Here is a 17,550-nt window from a genome sequence, read left to right on the forward strand (position 1 = left end):
TGAAAAAGTTTATTATATACAAAATATAATATAAGAATAGAAATATACATAGTGTTCAACCATGACCAAACTATCAATATAACCATTAGAACAAGCATTCATCAATAAAGGAGGGTTACAATGTTAAAAATCAGAAAAGCAAACATAAACGATGCAGATACCGTGACAAAGCTCTACGAAGAATTAATTGATGCAATAAAAGATAATGAATACACACCGCAATGGGAATATGGTGTTTATCCCAAAGATGAAAACATTATAACTTCAATTGAAGATGAAGAATTATATGTGGGAGAAATCGACTCAGAAATTGTATCCTCCATAGTAATTAACCACAAGCCAAGCAAGGGCTATGATCAGGTCAGATGGAAAATAGATGATGAATATGATAATATTTATGTAGTTCATCTGGTAGCCGTAAAGCATGGCCATGGAAAGAAGGGAATAGCCAAGAAAATGATAAACTATGTCTTTGATCTGGCAAAGGAAAACTCAATAAAAAGCGTACGATTAAGCATAATGGAAAACAATCTTCCCGCCGAGAAGTTATATAAGAAATTGGAATTCGAGTATATCGATACAATAACCATAAAAGCAGACGAACGCGGATTAAAAACTTTCAACTTATATGAAAAACTCATATAAACACACAAACTTTTTTTTATTAAATTAATCAATCTTCACCACATAAATCAATAATATATTTTATTCTAAAAAAAGATAATGAATTGTAAATAATTATACAATTCACCAATAGATAATAATCTTCAACTGTCTATATTAATTGTTCAATAAGGAAACTTGCAGTAAACCCTGTTTACCGGTAACGTAGTCCTTCTGATCAAGATGTAATTCGTACAATAACTCCATGGAATTATCCATTTTACCCATGACATCCTTTGGGATACTGACAATCTTAGCCCATTGCTTATTCTCATTTTCTTTGCTGCTTTTTTGATTTGCATTCTTTCTGGTTTTTAACTTGACATACTTGTACGGATAATAATTGGGTGGTTGTTTAGTGGTGATATAATACTTATCCATACGTTCATAGAAATAAATACCATCAGGTTTGGAAAAAAATTCAACGAATGGGTAAGGAAAACTACAGGTAAAAGAATGATACTCCTTCAAGTTACCATTTTTGTCTTTTACCCTAGTTCTACTGATAATTAATTTATACCTATCCGTTAACTTCTTCTCATCAGCATTTAATTTAATGGAAATCATATTTAAATGTCAGCCTCTAGTGATTCATCACGTTTTTTAAAGAATGATGCGTTGATTAATGTTTCATCAAATACCACGGCACTGCCTGTGATATCCTCATCATCAACCCGGTAATCAACACCTAAACCTACAGAATCATAGGATTCCATTTTGGATTTTCTAATATCCTCAAGGAAGTCTTCACTGCTTTCATCAACAATTTTGACTTCTTCATCCTGCTTTCTCATGGCATCTATGATATAGCTTTCTACTAGCCTATCATGATATTCCTTGTATCTGTCACTGTTGTATATCATTTCCAAACCAACCAGTCTTCCATTGATATATACAATGAATCCATTCTGGTTTTCCTGTAACTTAAACGCATCCCTATATCTATCTATATCATATGTTTTTTCCCGATAAACATCATTCAATGAATTAGTTGGACTTTCATAAGAAAGGCTGTGTTCTGTAGCAGCAATGTTGTTCCAAACTTTTTGTTGATCTGATTTATAACCTCTACGGGATTTTAATGAATTGTAAACGCTGCTTGATTTGTCACGTCTTACAAGACTGGATGCCATGTGTCTGGAAGATGCAAAATGTTGTGAATTGTAATGCCATCTACCGGCTTCTGTACAGCTTACAGGTATAATCTTTTCGCTTTTTGCCTCTATGATTATAGTGGCATTTGCGATTCTATTTTGTTTTGCACCTATAATTTCTTCACCATCCAATATAAGCAATGGCGTTACGGCGTTGTTGATTACTCTTACTTCACCTACTGAACCGCCCTCGTCGACTTCGGATATTTCAACCAAACCTAGTTCCAATCCTTTTTTCAAACTCATCAAGTCAACATCCCTATTTTCGGGAATGTTCAATCCAATAACGGTCATGTTACCAAAATGCTGTGGAGCAAATGTGTTAATATCGTTTAATATTTCATCTAAAACCTCAGTCATCCAATACCTCCTAGATATAGTTAATATCACTATCGGGATTGCTTTTTTCCTGGTCTACTTCATCATTAGTAAGAACCTTGGCAATTATCGCATCCCCTATAATGAATTTAACTTTTGCATAGTCTACATCCAATATCTTATCATATAAACGTCCTGCACTATAAGATCCTTTGGCTACGGTTTTAACACTGTTAGCCACATAACCTGATGGGCCGGCATATCTTAGTTCAACACGTATTGCCTCATCATCATAGTTATTTTCAGGTTCTTTTACTAGCTTCATCAGAGAATTTATCTTAAATACTTTAATGCCATGAAAATGATTCACGCCATTGACTGTAAAATATATACCTTTTTCTTTCATAATTCCTTCCCCATCAATGATTTAATTATTTCATTGTGAATGACACACTTTTTTTCTATATTTTTTGTAATTATGTCTATGGAATTAATGGTATATAAATATTTCTATAAAGTATTCCGAATATATGAATATATATGAAATATTATGATAATTGCTTCATCATAAAATATGAAATTTTTATAATGAAATATCATAATACTATTTAATACTTAGTATAACCTATCTTATATATGCTTTAAAGTATTTTCTTTAATTGGATTTTTTTATAATTAATTTTTTAAATAATATGCCATTTTTTATTCTTTTTTCCAGAAACACTTAATCATTTAACATCATATCAATACTTTTAGGATTTGAATCCATGTTTTACTTATACCCATTAAAGTTTATTTTTTAAAATATGGAATTTTTTATATAACAATTATAACAAGCAGTATTACTAAACAATCTTAATAAGGTATAATCTTTTGAACAAAAATTATCTTCTTTTAATGAATTTAGATGGACATATGGATTTAACGTTAGTGGTATTGAAACACCGTCAATATTGAAATTCAATCAAGCAGGCCAAACTTTGATTAATGGTGGAGCATTTGGTCCTGAATCTAGCTTAATTGCAACCATTATAAGTATTATAGCAATTATCATAGCCCTTTATTTAAGAGCTGAGAATCTTATCATAATTGATACGATTATCCCATTTGTTTTTCCAGTTATACTTTTTTAATTTTTATTAACTTTTTTTACTCTTTGATGATATTTGTTCATCCAATCCTTATATTTTTTTAATACAAATATACAATTTAATAATATATCATTGTTATATTTGATAAATTATAAAAAATATAATTATTAATACTATAATTAACAAAATAATAATAAAGGTGAAAAGATGAGTGATACAATAAAAATTTTAACTATCCAGGATATTTCATGTTACGGTCAGTGTTCAATAACAGTTGCACTTCCAATCATATCTGCTTTTGGAATTGAAACGGCAGTTTTACCATCAGCAGTACTGTCAACACATACCTCCGGATTTACAGATTACACATTCAGGGATTTAACCGAGGATTTACCTGCAATTAAAGAACACTGGGAAAAAGAGGACATCTACTTCGATGCAATATATACAGGTTATATCGGTTCAATAAAACAGTTAGACTACATTAAGGATATTATAGATTCAAGACTAAAAGAGGATGGAGTGGTATTCGTTGATCCTGCCATGGCAGACTATGGAGAATTCTATTATGGATTTGACCAGGAATTTGCAGATAAAATGGGAGAATTATGTAAATTGGGAGACTACGTCCTTCCGAATACAACCGAGGCATGCTACCTGCTTCATAAAGAGTGGAAGCCAGATTTCACAAAGGAAGAAATGCTGGAAATGGCAGAAGAACTTTCACAGTTTACCAAAAAACATGTTATTCTTAAAGGAGACAATCATCGTGAAAACGAACTTGGAATGATTGTCTTTGACAATGAGGATAACAAATCAGAAATCGTTTACAACGATAAGATAGATCATTTATCACATGGAACAGGAGACGTATTCGCATCAGCATTCGTAGGTTCAACAATGAATGGTAAAACTCCAACACAATCAGCAAAAATAGCAGGTGAATTTACCAAAAAAGCCATTGAAAAAACCATTGGAGATTCAAATCATGCATATGGAGTCAAATTCGAACAGGTGATTCCTGAATTATATGATTTATTAAAATCAATATAACACCCAATGATACATCTACTATTGACTTTAATGCAGAAATATTAAAAAGCATTACCGACAATATATAAATAACATCCCTAGAAAAAAACGGCGATGGATGACTTTTTAAAAGTTAATCTATCCCATAATATTTTTATATTCATTACTGATTTTTAATCGTTTGACTGAGAGGGTGATAAAATCTTAACATTAAAAGACAAATACGTTTTTCATATACCATTATATACACATAACGATGAAGGATTAATAGAAATAGATATTGATGAGCTATTGGATGAATTAATCGATAATCTAAACGATAACGGATATCATAGCTTTTATATGATAAAGGCAAAGGGCTTTTATAAATCAAGATGCTTTGATGAACTGTTGATTACAATATTTGCATCAGAAGATGATAATAAACCAAAACCTCATATAATATTTAAGAAATGGTTTGCTGATAATAATAACATCCTAAATCAAGAATCCATGGCATATGAATATAACAACACATTGCATATAGAAAAATTAAAGATAAAAAAATTAAATGGGGATTAAGATACTTCTTCATCTACTTATTTTATGTTGATACATCTATAAATCAAGGCGTCTGCCGCTATTTGATGTATCAATTATATTTATTTTAACAAGAGGCCTTATTTGTTCCAATTCATAATCTTTCAGGTTCAGTTTTTCCTGCAAGTCATCAAATGATTTAATGTACACGCCGGCCTTTCTTAACTGAATAATCTTCTTTGCCTTTATAATATTGATTGAAGGCAATTCTTTCAGTTGTTGTTCAGTTGCTGTATTAATGTCAATTACGGTAAATTCTCTTGGAATATCTTTATTATTATCTTGCTGCGGATTTGTATCGTCATAGGGAACGTTTAATTTTTCCTCTATTCTTTTATCCAATTCATCCCTTTCCTTTTTCAACTCAGCACGTTCATTTCTTATTTCATCAAGTATCCGATTCAATGTCTCATCAGAATTATCACTGTTGTTTACAATTTCCGTATTATATATGACCCTTTCAGTTAAGTCATTTGCCTCCGTCTTAGCTAGGCTTGCTACAAATGCCAATTCATTTATTGATTCAATTTTCTTGTTACTTCTATACTCGATAATCCTCTTTGCACGATTATCACCTATATGAGGAAGATGACATAACTGATTATAATCTGCAGTGTTGATGTTGGTTTTCTTACCCTTATAAGGAAACTTTTTATGTAGATTAACATTATCCTTATAAGGATTGGTATGTGTCGGTTTAGGATTGCTTGGTAGCTTGATTTTCTCTTTGGGACTATATTCATCCACTATATGATCATAGTAATTGTTGTTGTATCGATTATTATTGTAATTGTTGTTATTATTAAATCTATATGTCCTGTTCGTATTATTGTTATAGTTTGTGTTTTGATTGTAATTGCTATTGTTATTAGTATTATCATCCTGATTTTCATCGTAGTTTTTTGCCAGATAAGCTGATATTAATGTAAATATTAGAAGCAATAGAAGTCTAACACCATTATTAAATATCAAATAAAGCAACATTGTAAAAATCAATATTGGAATTGCACAAATGTCATATTTATCCGGTAATCGACTCCCTATTATCATGATAGTTTCCAGAAAGATTATTATTGCACCTATTGCTTCTAAAATCATTATAATCACATCATATATCTATTACTGATAATTACATCAATATCTTTATTTTATTCATTATATTAGCTTATAGTATGCCAGGAAGGATTTCATCATCTTATATGATTTTTCAACACTGCCCTTTGCTATGGTACCATGAGCTGTCTTGACTTCACAGGTTACACTGGTTATGGAATTTAGATTACAGTAATCCTCCAATGATCCAGGATATTCAGTACCGGCCCTATTATAAATTATTGAACTGCTGCCGGTTTTACCTGCAATGTACTTTGACAGCGTGGCACTGCCGGCGGTTGGTTTATATGAACCAAATACCGCATCACGTCCGGGTTCACCACCGGGCATTGTACAATGGAAATCACCCAATGCAACAGCTTTCTTACTTTTTGCAAAGTTGTAGACGTTATTGCTAATTGTTCCCTTCTTATTTGCTACACTATTAAGATTTATACCATTTAATGTTCGTGTATTGTTTCCTGTATAGCTTGGAGCTACAAATGGTATGATATATACCGTTCCATGAATATTAACTGTGGACAAGTCATTTATCAGTTTAACACAAGCTGATTGTGATGAAAGTTCACTTCCATGTATACCGCTTACGATAAATACTGTATTTCCCTTGCCATTTCCTAAGCATACGTAAGGTGTTCCCTTTGATGCAGCATTTATCAGTTCGTTAGTAAGGGATGACTTGGTCAGGTTATTGTATAATATCTTATTTGCCTTAATGTTTCCTTTGCTATTCCAGTTAAGCACGTTAACCTTAAGTGAAACCAATAATTTACTATCCCTACTGCTATAAGTGTATCTTTTTGTACCGCTATATTTAGCTGTTATCGTATAGTTTTTAACAACATTCAATGGTGTGTACTTTAAGCTGGCTACACCATTAACTACCTTTACCTGAGATATGCTGACACCGTTTATCTTAAATACTACTGTACCTTCATTGACTTTTACACCATTTTTATCCTTAACCAGGGCACTTATTACACATGATGTGTTTGTTTTGGCATTGACATTACTTAATGTTACGACCGTTTGCATCTTGTTAACCTTAAGCGTTGCGTTAGAACGGTATCCATTGATTGATTTGGTACCGCCATATACAACACTGATGTTATAGTTTTTTGCAGTCAAGTTTTTAGTATTATAAAGTATGCTGGCTTTACCGTTTTTAATATCAGTGTATCCTATACTAACACCATTTATTTTAAAGAGTACCTTTCCTGTGGTGATATATTTATTTGAAGTTTTATCCACTATGGTTGCCTTAAGCAATGCCTTATTGGAATAGGTTACTGTTGTATCGGCAACTTTGATCTTTGAGCTATGCTTTGCAGTTGCCGTCTTTAAATCCTTAGAATCCTTAATAGAAGAATCCTGCAATGATTGTTGATTGTCATTTTCTTGGTTGATTGTATTATCAATTGTACTCTCAGCATTAACCATTGTTGTATCATTTGATGTGGCAGATACACTTGAAATGATGGTTAATGCAAATAGAATAAACAATACCATAATCGTTTTATTCTTTATGTTGAGACCTCCTTATTTAATAAATTTTTTTAACTTTCATATTATATATTATATTTAATAATTAACTGTTAAAAAGATTTAGGAATTTATTAACAAGACGCATATTATATCCTGATATTTAACATTAAATAATAAAATTGTCGTGGAAAAATAAATTAAATGATATAACCAAGTAATGATATAAATATCTATAATTAAGATAAGGGTATTTTAATATGAATTCCAAACTAAATAAGAACTTGTCCAGCGATGAATTTAGGGAGTATTATTTCTTAAAGGAGGACTTGGTTGATTTTTGCAGAAATGAAGGCCTTAAGGTCTCGGGCAATAAAAAGGATCTTGAAGAAAGAATCATATACTACTTGGATAATGATAAAAGCCTTGACAATACCGAAACTGCCTTAAAAAGAAATAAACACGTGGATATATCAATGGACACCGTTATAGGTGAAAACTTTGTTTGTTCACAGGAAGTAAGAACGTTTTTTCAAAACAAGATTGGTTCAAACTTCAAATTTAAGGTAGGATTTCAGAAGTGGTTAAAGTCTAACCCCGATAAGACATTTGCCGATGCCATCATGGCATATGAAGAAATAACCAATACTCTTAAAAATAGTGATACAACTATTGACAGTCAATTCCAATATAATACTTATATCCGGGATTTTTTTAATTCAAATAAAGATAAATCTTTTAAGGATGCAGTTAAATGTTGGAATTATAAGAAGAATCTTAAGGGATTGCATAAATATGAGGACAGTGATCTTATAGTCCTGGAAAAATAATGACTTTATTTAGATTATAAAAGTGAAAAGCTTTTATTAGCTTATTTTTCTTATACATTTTTTAAAACATTCTTTATATTGTTTTTTGTAAAAAAATTAATTATGAAAATGTATTATTTTTTATTCTATTTTATGGTTTAATGGTTTGTTTATGTCCTTTTTTGTAGTGTATATGATGTTTGGTTTGATGTATGTATATTTGCTGTTGCTTGAATCATTAATTTGTACTATTTTTTTGTGCATGTAAGTCACTTTTATTCACCTCAAAATATATTATACCTATACCCCTATGGGTATAATATTTATTATAAAACTAATAGTATATAAAGGTTATGATTAGAATACATTATATACGAATAAAACAATATATTAATATTATAAAATACCTCATTGGAGTGATAAAATGCCATATATTAGAATTAAAGCTTACCCAAAAGATGAAGACACTAAAAAGAAAGTTGTGGAAGAAATAAATGACATATTCCTTAAATACTGGGGATGTCCCCAGGAAGCACTATGCATATCCTTAGAAGAGGTTGAACCAGAAAAATGGAATGAATCGGTTAGAGAAGTTGAAATATTACCTAATAAAGAAAAAATGATGATATTTGACGGAAAAAAACAGTACTGATAAATAAATCAATACTCCAAACAATAATACTCATGCTAATAATCTTCTCCACTTTTTTATTTTACAATTAAACCCATTTTTTAATACTAAAAAAAATATTAAAACCTATGATAAACAAATGCTTAGAAAAATAGTTGATACGATTTTTTTTTATAAATAATAACAATATTTATTTTTATATGGATAATTTAGCCATAATTAATTAATTATAAATAATATTGACTACAAAACTTAATATAAATAGAATAATCTAGTGATTAATTATGAACGTAAAACATAACCTGGCATTAAGAATGGGTAAACTAACCTTAGCTATTCTCAAACTATTTAACAAAAATGGTACTGCACTACCGGGAAAGGTTGCTTTAACCATCGATAACTCATTTTTAGATGTCATAAACAAAAGTTGTGATAGAATCATATTAATCACTGGAACAAATGGTAAAACAACTACCAATAACATCATTAACCATATAATTAGTGATTATAATGTGTTGTCAAACCTTAGAGGTGCCAATATGCCTCAAGGTATAGCCAGTACATATGTAAGAAACACCCAGAAAAGCTATGATTATGGAGTTTTTGAGGTAGATGAAGGATCATTGGACTACATCAGCAGCTTTTTGAAGCCTGATTATATTATTCTAACCAACTTCTTTAGAGATCAGCTTGACCGTTACGGTGAAATTGAAGGGATAATCAATGAAGTACTTGAAGACATCAAGCTGCTACCGGAAGCCACGTTAATAATTAACTGTGATGATCCATATGTCAATCAGTTTAGAAATAAGTTGGATAATGAAGTAATCGGATTTGGAGTAGACATCAAATCAGAATCAGCAGAGAATTATCTGAATCTTAAGAAATGTCCATTATGTGGACGTAAACTGACCTATACCAATTATTATTATGGACATCTGGGCACATATGAATGTCAGGAATGCGGATTCAATAATAACAAAAAAGAATACAGTGTCATTTCTGCTGTTGAAAATGATTCTTCACAGACAATTACCATAAAACATGATAATAATGAATATGTCATCGAATATCCATATGTTGGATTGTACAATGCATATAACCTATGTGGTGCATTTGCATTATCGGATGAATTGAATTTTAATCTTGATAAAAGTATTGAAAAGATAGAATCATTCACCTTTAGCATAGGCAGGATGGAAGAGTTTAACTATAAAAATAAGATAGTGAAGGTTATCTTAACAAAAAATCCAGTTGGTTTAGGCCAGGTAACCGACATAATATCCAATGATGATAGAAAAAAGAGCATACTGCACATATTGAATGATAATCCTGCAGATGGTAGAGACATATCCTGGATATGGGATGCAACCACCAAAATTGATAATGATGACAGTGTAATAAATTATTATTGCAGCGGCATAAGGGCAGAGGATATAGCCCTTAAAAAGAAGTACGACGATGTAGATGTCGAAAAGATTCATATTGATGATAATATGTACAGTTGTATCGATACGGCCATAGAAGATGATGTGGAGATTGTATATGTACTTCCTACATATACGGCCGTATTTGATACAAGAGATTATATTAGTAAAATTGTAAACAGATGAGGTATAAAAAATGCAGCTAGATCTATTTCACCTATACCCGGACATGCTAAACCTTTATGGTGATACCGGCAATGTCCGATGTCTTACAAAAAGAGCTGAAACTCGCGGCATACATGTTAACATACATAACTTTAGTGATGATAATAAAGACGATTTGAATGATGGCGACTTGTTCTTTATAGGTGGAGGTTCAGATAAATCACAGCAATTAGTTTATAGGGATTTTCTCGACTATAAGGACACTTTCAAGGATTTGATTGATAATGATAAGGTAGTTCTTGCAGTATGTGGTGGTTATCAGTTACTTGGAGCCGAATATATTGACAAGGAAGGAAATTGTCTGCCTGGTCTTAATATCCTGGATTATAACACTGCTTCAAGTGATAAAAAAAGAATTATTGGCAACATCATTATTAAAAGTAGTTTGGATATTACTCCCAAGACCATCGTAGGTTTTGAAAATCATGGCGGTAGAACATACAGTAAATATGATGCACTGGGGGATGTTTTAGTTGGCTATGGCAATAATGAGGATGACAAAACAGAGGGTGTGGTTTATAAAAATTATATTGGAACATATCTTCATGGACCTATACTTCCAAAAAATCCACACTTGGCTGACTATCTTATACTAAAGGCCCTCCAAAACAAATATGATATCGATTCATTAGAACCGATTGATGACTCAATAGAAATGAAAGCTCATCAAAAAGTATTAAAATTATATGGCTAAAAATTAATTATATTAAATAGGCTAATTAATTATAGCCATAAGGACCGTTATATGTATATTGACTATGTTTTAATTTATAATCCATAGCACTTATTTCATTACCGCTTAAAAGTCCATCATGATTAAAGTCAGATTCATCAAAAAACTTCTTTATAGAATCCGGATTGGTATGTGGTGGACATATCTGCTCCAAAGTATAATTTTCACGAGGATACTCCTTCTTATTATAGGTCCAATTGTTATAGCTTAAGTTATCCATAGACCTATTTTCTACTATAGATTCACCATTATGACTTATGACAAATGAATATGTCATCATGACGAAAATAGCCAAAAAGGATAATGCTATAATTATATACATCAATCTTCTGTAATTCATAGATTCATCCCACGCATTAAATTTATGCTAGTGTCATTTAATAAATGGATTATAAATACCTCCAAAGAATCCCCAAATATATTCATCGAATTAAACATACTTTCAAAAATTCAATAGAATTCATATTCAAAAAAAAATCCATATTAATTTCTTATTCCATTTTAAAAGTATATCATTACAAGCTATTATACTTTCTTAATAATTATTAGTGAAATACCTGCAACACATACAATAAACTATTAGAAATAAAAAGCAATGAATCAGTACTGGTTAAATCACTTTCAATATACTATTAAATAATAAATATCATATTCAACATAAATATAAATAATTAAAAATTTTATAATGTGATTATATATGAATAGTAAATTATTACCAACAATTAGCATTTTTGTCCTAATATTATTATTGACAAGTAGTGTAAGTGCTGGTTTCTTTGGCGAAACAGATTCTAACACTAAAAATGATGATAAGACTTTCATCATAGGATTTGACCCTCAATTCCCGCCATTTGGATTTCAAGACAGTAATGGAGAATATACTGGATTTGACGTGGAATTAGCTAAAGAGGTGGCAAGAAGAAACAATTGGACATTTGTAGCCGAACCATTAATTGACTGGGAAACAAAGGATAATGAATTGGATTCCGGAATGATAGATTGTATCTGGAGTGAATTTACAATAGACACAAGAGAAGACAAATACACATGGTCTAAACCATACTTCAATAACAAACAAGTATTTGTAGTAAAAGATGATTCAAACATTTCCTCCATAAAAGACTTGAAGGGTAAAAGCATAGAACTTCAAAAAAGTACTTCCATTACAAACGCATTGGAAACTAATAATAAAACACTGGCAGATTCCTTTGCAAGAATGACCGACGTTGATAACTACAACACAGCATACATGGATCTTAAATCAGGTGCATGTGATGCATTGATAGTTGATATTGGTTCAGCTAACTATCATTTGAATAATAATGAAAATAACAAAACATTTAAAATCCTCGACGAGGAACTTGTATCCGAGAAATATGGAATAGCATTTAAAAAGGGTAATGATGCCCTAAGAAATCAGGTACAGGATACATTGGATGAAATGTATGCCGATGGAACGGTTGACAAGATTGCTCAAAAATACAGTGCCTACGGTATTCCTGAAGGAGTCATTAAACCCTAAACTCCCCTAATCTTTTTTTATTAATTATTTTTTATTGTAATATTTTACAATAATTAACTATATCTACTTTTAAATTCTAATAGAATTATAATACTCTAAACTATAGCCATAATAGATATAAGTTGAAAATAAGGAAATGTGATATGATGAATCTCACAAAAGTAATTTATAAAAGACAATCAATAAGAAAATACAACAATAAAATACTAAGCGAAGAATCACTTCATTCAATCAGAAACTTCATAGATAATTCCAAAGTTTTAAACAACAATATAAAATGGAGCTACGATATTGTCGATTCAAGTAAAATAAAGACAATCATGAACTGGAGGGCACAGTATTATATCCACATCTACAGCCAGAAAAAGGAAAACTATAATGAAAATATAGGATTCATATTCCAGCAATTGGATTTATATCTTCAAAGCAATGATATTGGCAGCTGCTGGATAGGTGTAGCCAAGCCCAAAAACAACTCCATTAATCATAATGACCATGAATATGTTATTTCATTGGCTTTTGGATATAGTGATGAGGACATACATAGGGACATTGACAAAATCAACCGGAAAAGTCTTGATGAAATCTCCGATAGAACTGATGATAAGTTGGATGTTGTACGGGTAGCACCATCGGCAATGAACAGCCAGCCATGGTACTTTACACATGAAGCCGACGATACATATAACATCTATAGAAAAAAGCAGAACATGATTAAAAGGAGATTGCTGGATAGATTAAATCAAATTGATATCGGCATAGCACTGGCACATATATACATATCAAACATTGATTCATTTAAATTTAATAAAAATGAGGCCCATGAAGAAATAAATGGATATTATTATGAAGGATCATTTAAAATATAAGTATATTATTCTACTAAAATTATTTTTTAAAAAAAAATTAATTAAAAAAAAATGGATGAATCTTATTGTAAATCTATTTGTGTTAAGAATAATGGTATAGCTTGATTGTTGTTTATAGCCCTGGTACATGCATATGTATCATATAATACATAAATAAACCAAAGTATTGCAATATAGAAGAATATACTTGAAACAAAGACATGTAATAAACTAATTACTACAGAAATTACTAGTTCAACAAGTCCACGAGTAATCAATCCATTATAAATATTTCCAAGACCGTTTATGAAAAAACTTAAGAGTAATGCAATAATATAATTTTTATGTCCCATCAAATTTTCCTCCTTTTTATTTACTATATACTCTATTTATATTAATATATAATGATTATCAATATCATTAGATGAATAACATAATAAAAATAATATGGAGGTTATCTAAAATTATTTACCATCATGTGTATAACATATATACAGAAGTTTATATATTAAATTTAAGAATAGATATGCAGAAGTTAAAGGATGATTTTAATGACTAAAAAAAACTATTTATTTATATTATTACTTATCTTAACAATGATTCCACTATCGGCAAGTACAATATACTCTGTAGAGGATAATGACATGAATATGAGTAAACTTAACGTATCGGCCGAACAATCATTTGATTTGGAAAGGATAACTGATGAAATTAAAACTCATAAATATTATGAAAATCACAGCAATGAAACATTGGCGTGGATGGAATCCCTACATGACAAGAAGGTATTTACCGGACGCCATTATATGGTGATTATGGACAGTGATGAGGCAGACAAACTGCCGACTGAACTGGCAACAGATATAATAGTTTATGATGAATTTGAAGCCAATATCCTTGAAAACAAATCATTAGGAAATGGATTAAAAGACGTGTTATATGTGAAAAATGTTGAATTTAAAAAACAGGGCATTATATCATTTGATGAATATAATCCATAGACTTATTAGCATACCCATTACAAAATGCACTAGTCAATTATATCAAATAGATTAATGAAATATATGTATAACATTAAATTAATGAAGGAGGGTCAGGTTTGGAAGAAAATGAAAATATTGAAATTCTAAGGGGAGATCCCAAGAAGGCTCTTATAAAAATCGCTATCCCTATGGTCTTTGCATTGCTGCTAATCAGTTTTAACAATATCATTGACAGGATATGGGTTGCGGGTCTGGGTACCGATGTGCTTGCGGCCATAGGATTTGTATCGCCATTATTCATGATAATCATAGGCATGGGCAATGGACTTGGAGCAGGTTCAAACTCTTCAATATCACGATTTATCGGTTCAAAACAAAAGGATGACGCGGGAAACAGTGCACTTCATTCATTGTTGATTGTTATGGTGGTATCAATATTGATTCCACTTTTTGTACTTCCATTTTTTGATGATATAGTGGTATATATGGGTGCCGGTAGCGTAATGAATTATGTCCGTGATTACGGCATACCTATTCTATTGGGTAGCTTTGCATTCCTATTCAATCTACTGTTTTCAAGTCAGTTAAGAGCAGAAGGTGATATGAAGAAGGCTACCTTTGTCATGGCGGCAGTTGAAGTACTTAACATGATTCTTGATCCTATATTTATCTATGTATTTGACCTTGGAATAAAGGGTGCTGCCCTTGCTACTGTAGTAGCATCGATAATACCTACACTTGTAGCTGTTTACTGGCTATTTATCAAGAAAAATACGTATATAAACTACAACGTTAGAAACTTCAAGTATCATTCAAGTTACATTAGGGACATATTGACCGTCGGTATACCGGCCAGTCTTGAAGAGTTCATAATATCAATGGTAAACATAATCCTTAATTCAATGCTAGTGATTGTGTCAGGTACCAGCATAATTGCGGCATTCAACATATCATTCATTATCCTGCAGCTGGGTATGATGCCATGTATTGCCATTGGTACATCAGCAATTACGGTTGCAGGTGTAGCTTATGGAGCAAAGGAATATGACAAGGTTAAGACTACATGTCATTACGGCATTAAGATTAGTCTGATGATAGCTACTATAATCACAGTGCTGATAGTATTATTTGCACCTCAACTAGCAATGCTATTTACATATAATCAGGCAAACAATGGACTATACAATTTGATAATTGATGTATTACGCATAGTATCAGTATTTCTGGTTGTAACACCTGTCGGTGGTATATGTGCAATGGTATTTCAAGGTATGGGAAAGGGTACAATATCCTTGCTTTTAACGGTTGTACGGGAGTTAGTATTTGTTGTACTATTATCCTACCTCTTTGGTATATTGTTAAACTTTGGCGTAAATGGTATATTAAATGGATTTGTAATGGGCCTTATTATAGGTTCTGCAATATCATTAATAGTATTTGAACTTTTCATCAAAAAAGTTAAAAATGCCAATACCACCTAAACTTCCCACATCTTTTTTTCAATTGCATTTCATCATTTGTTTTATGCAACTTAATCACATTAAAATGCATCTTAGAAAGACCCATAAACAGTCCTTTATATACTAAGGAATATAGTATTAGTAGCGATTAAAAAGCATTTGGTAATTTGGATTGTGGTTGCTGATATGAATATCGTTAGCCATTGATTCACATACTGCTATTTTAATTGCAGTCTCCATGATTGCATTTATCGTTTCATAAGGATAATATCTGGAGATATTAATATTTAAATTAAGATACATAAATAAATTATAGAATTAGAGTTAAACTTAGGAAAACTAAACTAACATAGAGGGATGAACGAATTGAAAGTTGAACTATTCCTATCAAAGGACATCGAAGAAGCCTACACTGAGATATATACCGATAAGCTCACCGATAATATTCAAAAGGCCATTGAAATACTGGAGGATGATGAATATAATGACAAGCCGTCATTACTGGCAGTCAATAATGGACAGGACATATCACTACTTGATTATAATGACATTTACATGATACGCATCGAAAACAAGCAGGTGGTAGTATATACCAAGAAGGATGAATATACATCAAAAAAGCCATTATATCAATTGGAGGATATTCTTGACTCATCCTTTGTACGAATATCCAAGACTACCATCATAAATATTCATAAGATTAATCGGGTAGCACCATCATTTAGAGGTATGATGTTTGTAGAGCTTAAAAATGACCTGAAGGATACCATTAGCAGAAAATATCTGCCAACATTTAAACAATCCTTAGACATATAATTGGAGCGTGAATTAGATGAAATTAATTGACATAGTTAAACAACTGGCATTAGGGGCATTCGTTGGATGCTTCATATTATGTATGGTAATAGTGCTTATTTCAACGTTAAGTTCACAGAGCGTTAGCTTTGATGGAATATACCTATCCAAGTCCATATTGGCATCAATAATTATAGGATGGGCATTTTCGCTTAGCGGATTCATATACAATAGGGAAGATTTGCCTTTGGCACTACAGGTATTGATTCAGATGATATGCGGATTGACGACACTGTTTTTAAGTGCCATGATACTCGGCTGGATTCCACTTGATAAGGGACTTGATCCATTCATATCATTTGCAGTAACGACAATAATCTTTACCGTTATATTCTGGATTGGCTTCTACCTGTATGATTATTATCAGGCAAAAGAGTTAAATCAGAAAATCAGAATTATCAATAAAGAGGAATAATCTTCTTCTTTTTAATTACTTTTTTTATTAAATCAATACAATATCATCATTACTTTTCAAAGGAAAAATAACGATAATGTGCAAATATTATTAGAATAATCACCTTTTACTGTTTCCATCTAATACTTTTTAAATCAATTAAATCATGGTTATGTCATATTTACTGTTCTAGAAATGTTCTTTACATAAATCTATAGTTCACACTTATAA

21 protein-coding genes are annotated in these 17,550 nt (G+C 31.1%); 13 read left to right on the forward strand and 8 right to left on the reverse strand.

What is annotated here, in order from left to right; all coding sequences use genetic code 11:
- The first annotated feature begins 120 nt into the window (after positions 1–120).
- Complete coding sequence (locus AW729_RS02155) at positions 121–645, forward strand: GNAT family N-acetyltransferase (RefSeq protein WP_112123544.1); 525 nt, start codon at positions 121–123, stop codon at positions 643–645.
- A 135-nt stretch (positions 646–780) separates the two neighbouring features.
- On the opposite strand, the gene AW729_RS02160 is transcribed toward AW729_RS02155, so the two are convergent.
- From AW729_RS02160 to AW729_RS02170, 3 genes are read right to left on the reverse strand one after another with little or no spacing between them, the layout of a single operon-like run.
- On the reverse strand, positions 781–1,230 hold the full coding sequence (locus AW729_RS02160; protein WP_112123545.1) for a hypothetical protein: 450 nt from the start codon (positions 1,228–1,230) through the stop codon (positions 781–783).
- Between the two features lie 2 nt (positions 1,231–1,232).
- A complete protein-coding gene (locus AW729_RS02165; RefSeq protein ID WP_112123546.1) occupies positions 1,233–2,177 on the reverse strand; it encodes an ARPP-1 family domain-containing protein in 945 nt (314 codons plus the stop codon).
- A 10-nt stretch (positions 2,178–2,187) separates the two neighbouring features.
- Positions 2,188–2,541 (reverse strand): HIRAN domain-containing protein, encoded by a 354-nt coding sequence (locus AW729_RS02170; RefSeq protein ID WP_112123547.1) that lies wholly within the window; start codon positions 2,539–2,541, stop codon positions 2,188–2,190.
- A gap of 892 nt (positions 2,542–3,433) precedes the next feature.
- On the opposite strand from AW729_RS02170, the gene AW729_RS02180 reads away from it, so the two are divergent.
- Together AW729_RS02180 and AW729_RS02185 are read left to right on the forward strand one after the other, a co-directional pair.
- Entirely contained in the window at positions 3,434–4,279 is an 846-nt protein-coding gene (locus tag AW729_RS02180) for a pyridoxamine kinase (RefSeq protein ID WP_112123549.1), read from the forward strand.
- 270 nt (positions 4,280–4,549) lie between these two features.
- Positions 4,550–4,819: a hypothetical protein gene (locus tag AW729_RS02185; RefSeq protein ID WP_162685736.1), complete on the forward strand. Its 270-nt coding sequence runs from the start codon at positions 4,550–4,552 to the stop codon at positions 4,817–4,819.
- Between the two features lie 36 nt (positions 4,820–4,855).
- Here AW729_RS02185 and AW729_RS02190 read toward each other — a convergent pair whose 3' ends face one another.
- Both AW729_RS02190 and AW729_RS02195 read right to left on the reverse strand, forming a co-directional pair.
- Positions 4,856–5,935 carry a helix-hairpin-helix domain-containing protein gene (locus tag AW729_RS02190; RefSeq protein WP_112123551.1) on the reverse strand — a complete coding sequence of 360 codons (1,080 nt, stop codon included), beginning with the start codon at positions 5,933–5,935 and terminating at the stop codon, positions 4,856–4,858.
- A 57-nt stretch (positions 5,936–5,992) separates the two neighbouring features.
- A complete protein-coding gene (locus AW729_RS02195; protein ID WP_112123552.1) occupies positions 5,993–7,459 on the reverse strand; it encodes an Ig-like domain repeat protein in 1,467 nt (488 codons plus the stop codon).
- A gap of 233 nt (positions 7,460–7,692) precedes the next feature.
- Between AW729_RS02195 and AW729_RS02200 the strand changes: the two genes are divergently transcribed.
- Positions 7,693–8,262 carry a DUF6434 domain-containing protein gene (locus tag AW729_RS02200; RefSeq protein ID WP_112123553.1) on the forward strand — a complete coding sequence of 190 codons (570 nt, stop codon included), beginning with the start codon at positions 7,693–7,695 and terminating at the stop codon, positions 8,260–8,262.
- A 120-nt stretch (positions 8,263–8,382) separates the two neighbouring features.
- Here AW729_RS02200 and AW729_RS11630 read toward each other — a convergent pair whose 3' ends face one another.
- Positions 8,383–8,514, reverse strand: a complete 132-nt coding sequence (locus AW729_RS11630; RefSeq protein WP_257791408.1) for a hypothetical protein — start codon at positions 8,512–8,514, stop codon at positions 8,383–8,385.
- Between the two features lie 151 nt (positions 8,515–8,665).
- On the opposite strand from AW729_RS11630, the gene AW729_RS02205 reads away from it, so the two are divergent.
- From AW729_RS02205 to AW729_RS02215, 3 genes are all read left to right on the forward strand, one after another.
- Positions 8,666–8,893 (forward strand): tautomerase family protein, encoded by a 228-nt coding sequence (locus AW729_RS02205; RefSeq protein WP_112123554.1) that lies wholly within the window; start codon positions 8,666–8,668, stop codon positions 8,891–8,893.
- A gap of 263 nt (positions 8,894–9,156) precedes the next feature.
- Positions 9,157–10,485, forward strand: coding sequence for a Mur ligase family protein (locus tag AW729_RS02210; protein WP_112123555.1), 1,329 nt, complete (start codon positions 9,157–9,159; stop codon positions 10,483–10,485).
- A gap of 10 nt (positions 10,486–10,495) precedes the next feature.
- Positions 10,496–11,218: a type 1 glutamine amidotransferase gene (locus AW729_RS02215; RefSeq protein WP_112123556.1), complete on the forward strand. Its 723-nt coding sequence runs from the start codon at positions 10,496–10,498 to the stop codon at positions 11,216–11,218.
- 25 nt (positions 11,219–11,243) lie between these two features.
- On the opposite strand, the gene AW729_RS02220 is transcribed toward AW729_RS02215, so the two are convergent.
- A complete protein-coding gene (locus tag AW729_RS02220) occupies positions 11,244–11,597 on the reverse strand; it encodes a hypothetical protein (RefSeq protein WP_112123557.1) in 354 nt (117 codons plus the stop codon).
- Between the two features lie 357 nt (positions 11,598–11,954).
- On the opposite strand from AW729_RS02220, the gene AW729_RS02225 reads away from it, so the two are divergent.
- The gene (locus AW729_RS02225) at positions 11,955–12,779 is read left to right on the forward strand and encodes a transporter substrate-binding domain-containing protein (protein WP_112123558.1); all 825 of its coding nucleotides are present in this window, start codon (positions 11,955–11,957) and stop codon (positions 12,777–12,779) included.
- A gap of 143 nt (positions 12,780–12,922) precedes the next feature.
- Positions 12,923–13,648, forward strand: coding sequence for a nitroreductase family protein (locus AW729_RS02230; RefSeq protein WP_112123559.1), 726 nt, complete (start codon positions 12,923–12,925; stop codon positions 13,646–13,648).
- Between the two features lie 62 nt (positions 13,649–13,710).
- On the opposite strand, the gene AW729_RS02235 is transcribed toward AW729_RS02230, so the two are convergent.
- Positions 13,711–13,983 (reverse strand): hypothetical protein, encoded by a 273-nt coding sequence (locus AW729_RS02235; protein ID WP_162685737.1) that lies wholly within the window; start codon positions 13,981–13,983, stop codon positions 13,711–13,713.
- A gap of 195 nt (positions 13,984–14,178) precedes the next feature.
- Here AW729_RS02235 and AW729_RS02240 point away from each other — a divergent pair, with 195 nt between their 5' ends.
- The 4 genes from AW729_RS02240 (at position 14,179) to AW729_RS02255 (ending at position 17,340) form a co-directional block, all read left to right on the forward strand.
- Positions 14,179–14,628, forward strand: a complete 450-nt coding sequence (locus tag AW729_RS02240) for a hypothetical protein (protein ID WP_112123561.1) — start codon at positions 14,179–14,181, stop codon at positions 14,626–14,628.
- Positions 14,629–14,726: 98 nt separating this feature from the next.
- Positions 14,727–16,091, forward strand: a complete 1,365-nt coding sequence (locus tag AW729_RS02245) for an MATE family efflux transporter (RefSeq protein ID WP_236951248.1) — start codon at positions 14,727–14,729, stop codon at positions 16,089–16,091.
- Positions 16,092–16,427: 336 nt separating this feature from the next.
- Complete coding sequence (locus AW729_RS02250; protein ID WP_112123562.1) at positions 16,428–16,886, forward strand: LytTR family DNA-binding domain-containing protein; 459 nt, start codon at positions 16,428–16,430, stop codon at positions 16,884–16,886.
- 16 nt (positions 16,887–16,902) lie between these two features.
- Complete coding sequence (locus AW729_RS02255) at positions 16,903–17,340, forward strand: DUF3021 domain-containing protein (RefSeq protein WP_112123563.1); 438 nt, start codon at positions 16,903–16,905, stop codon at positions 17,338–17,340.
- Positions 17,341–17,550 lie beyond the last annotated feature (210 nt).

This window comes from Methanosphaera sp. BMS, from assembly GCF_003268005.1.
GTDB lineage: Archaea > Methanobacteriota > Methanobacteria > Methanobacteriales > Methanobacteriaceae > Methanosphaera.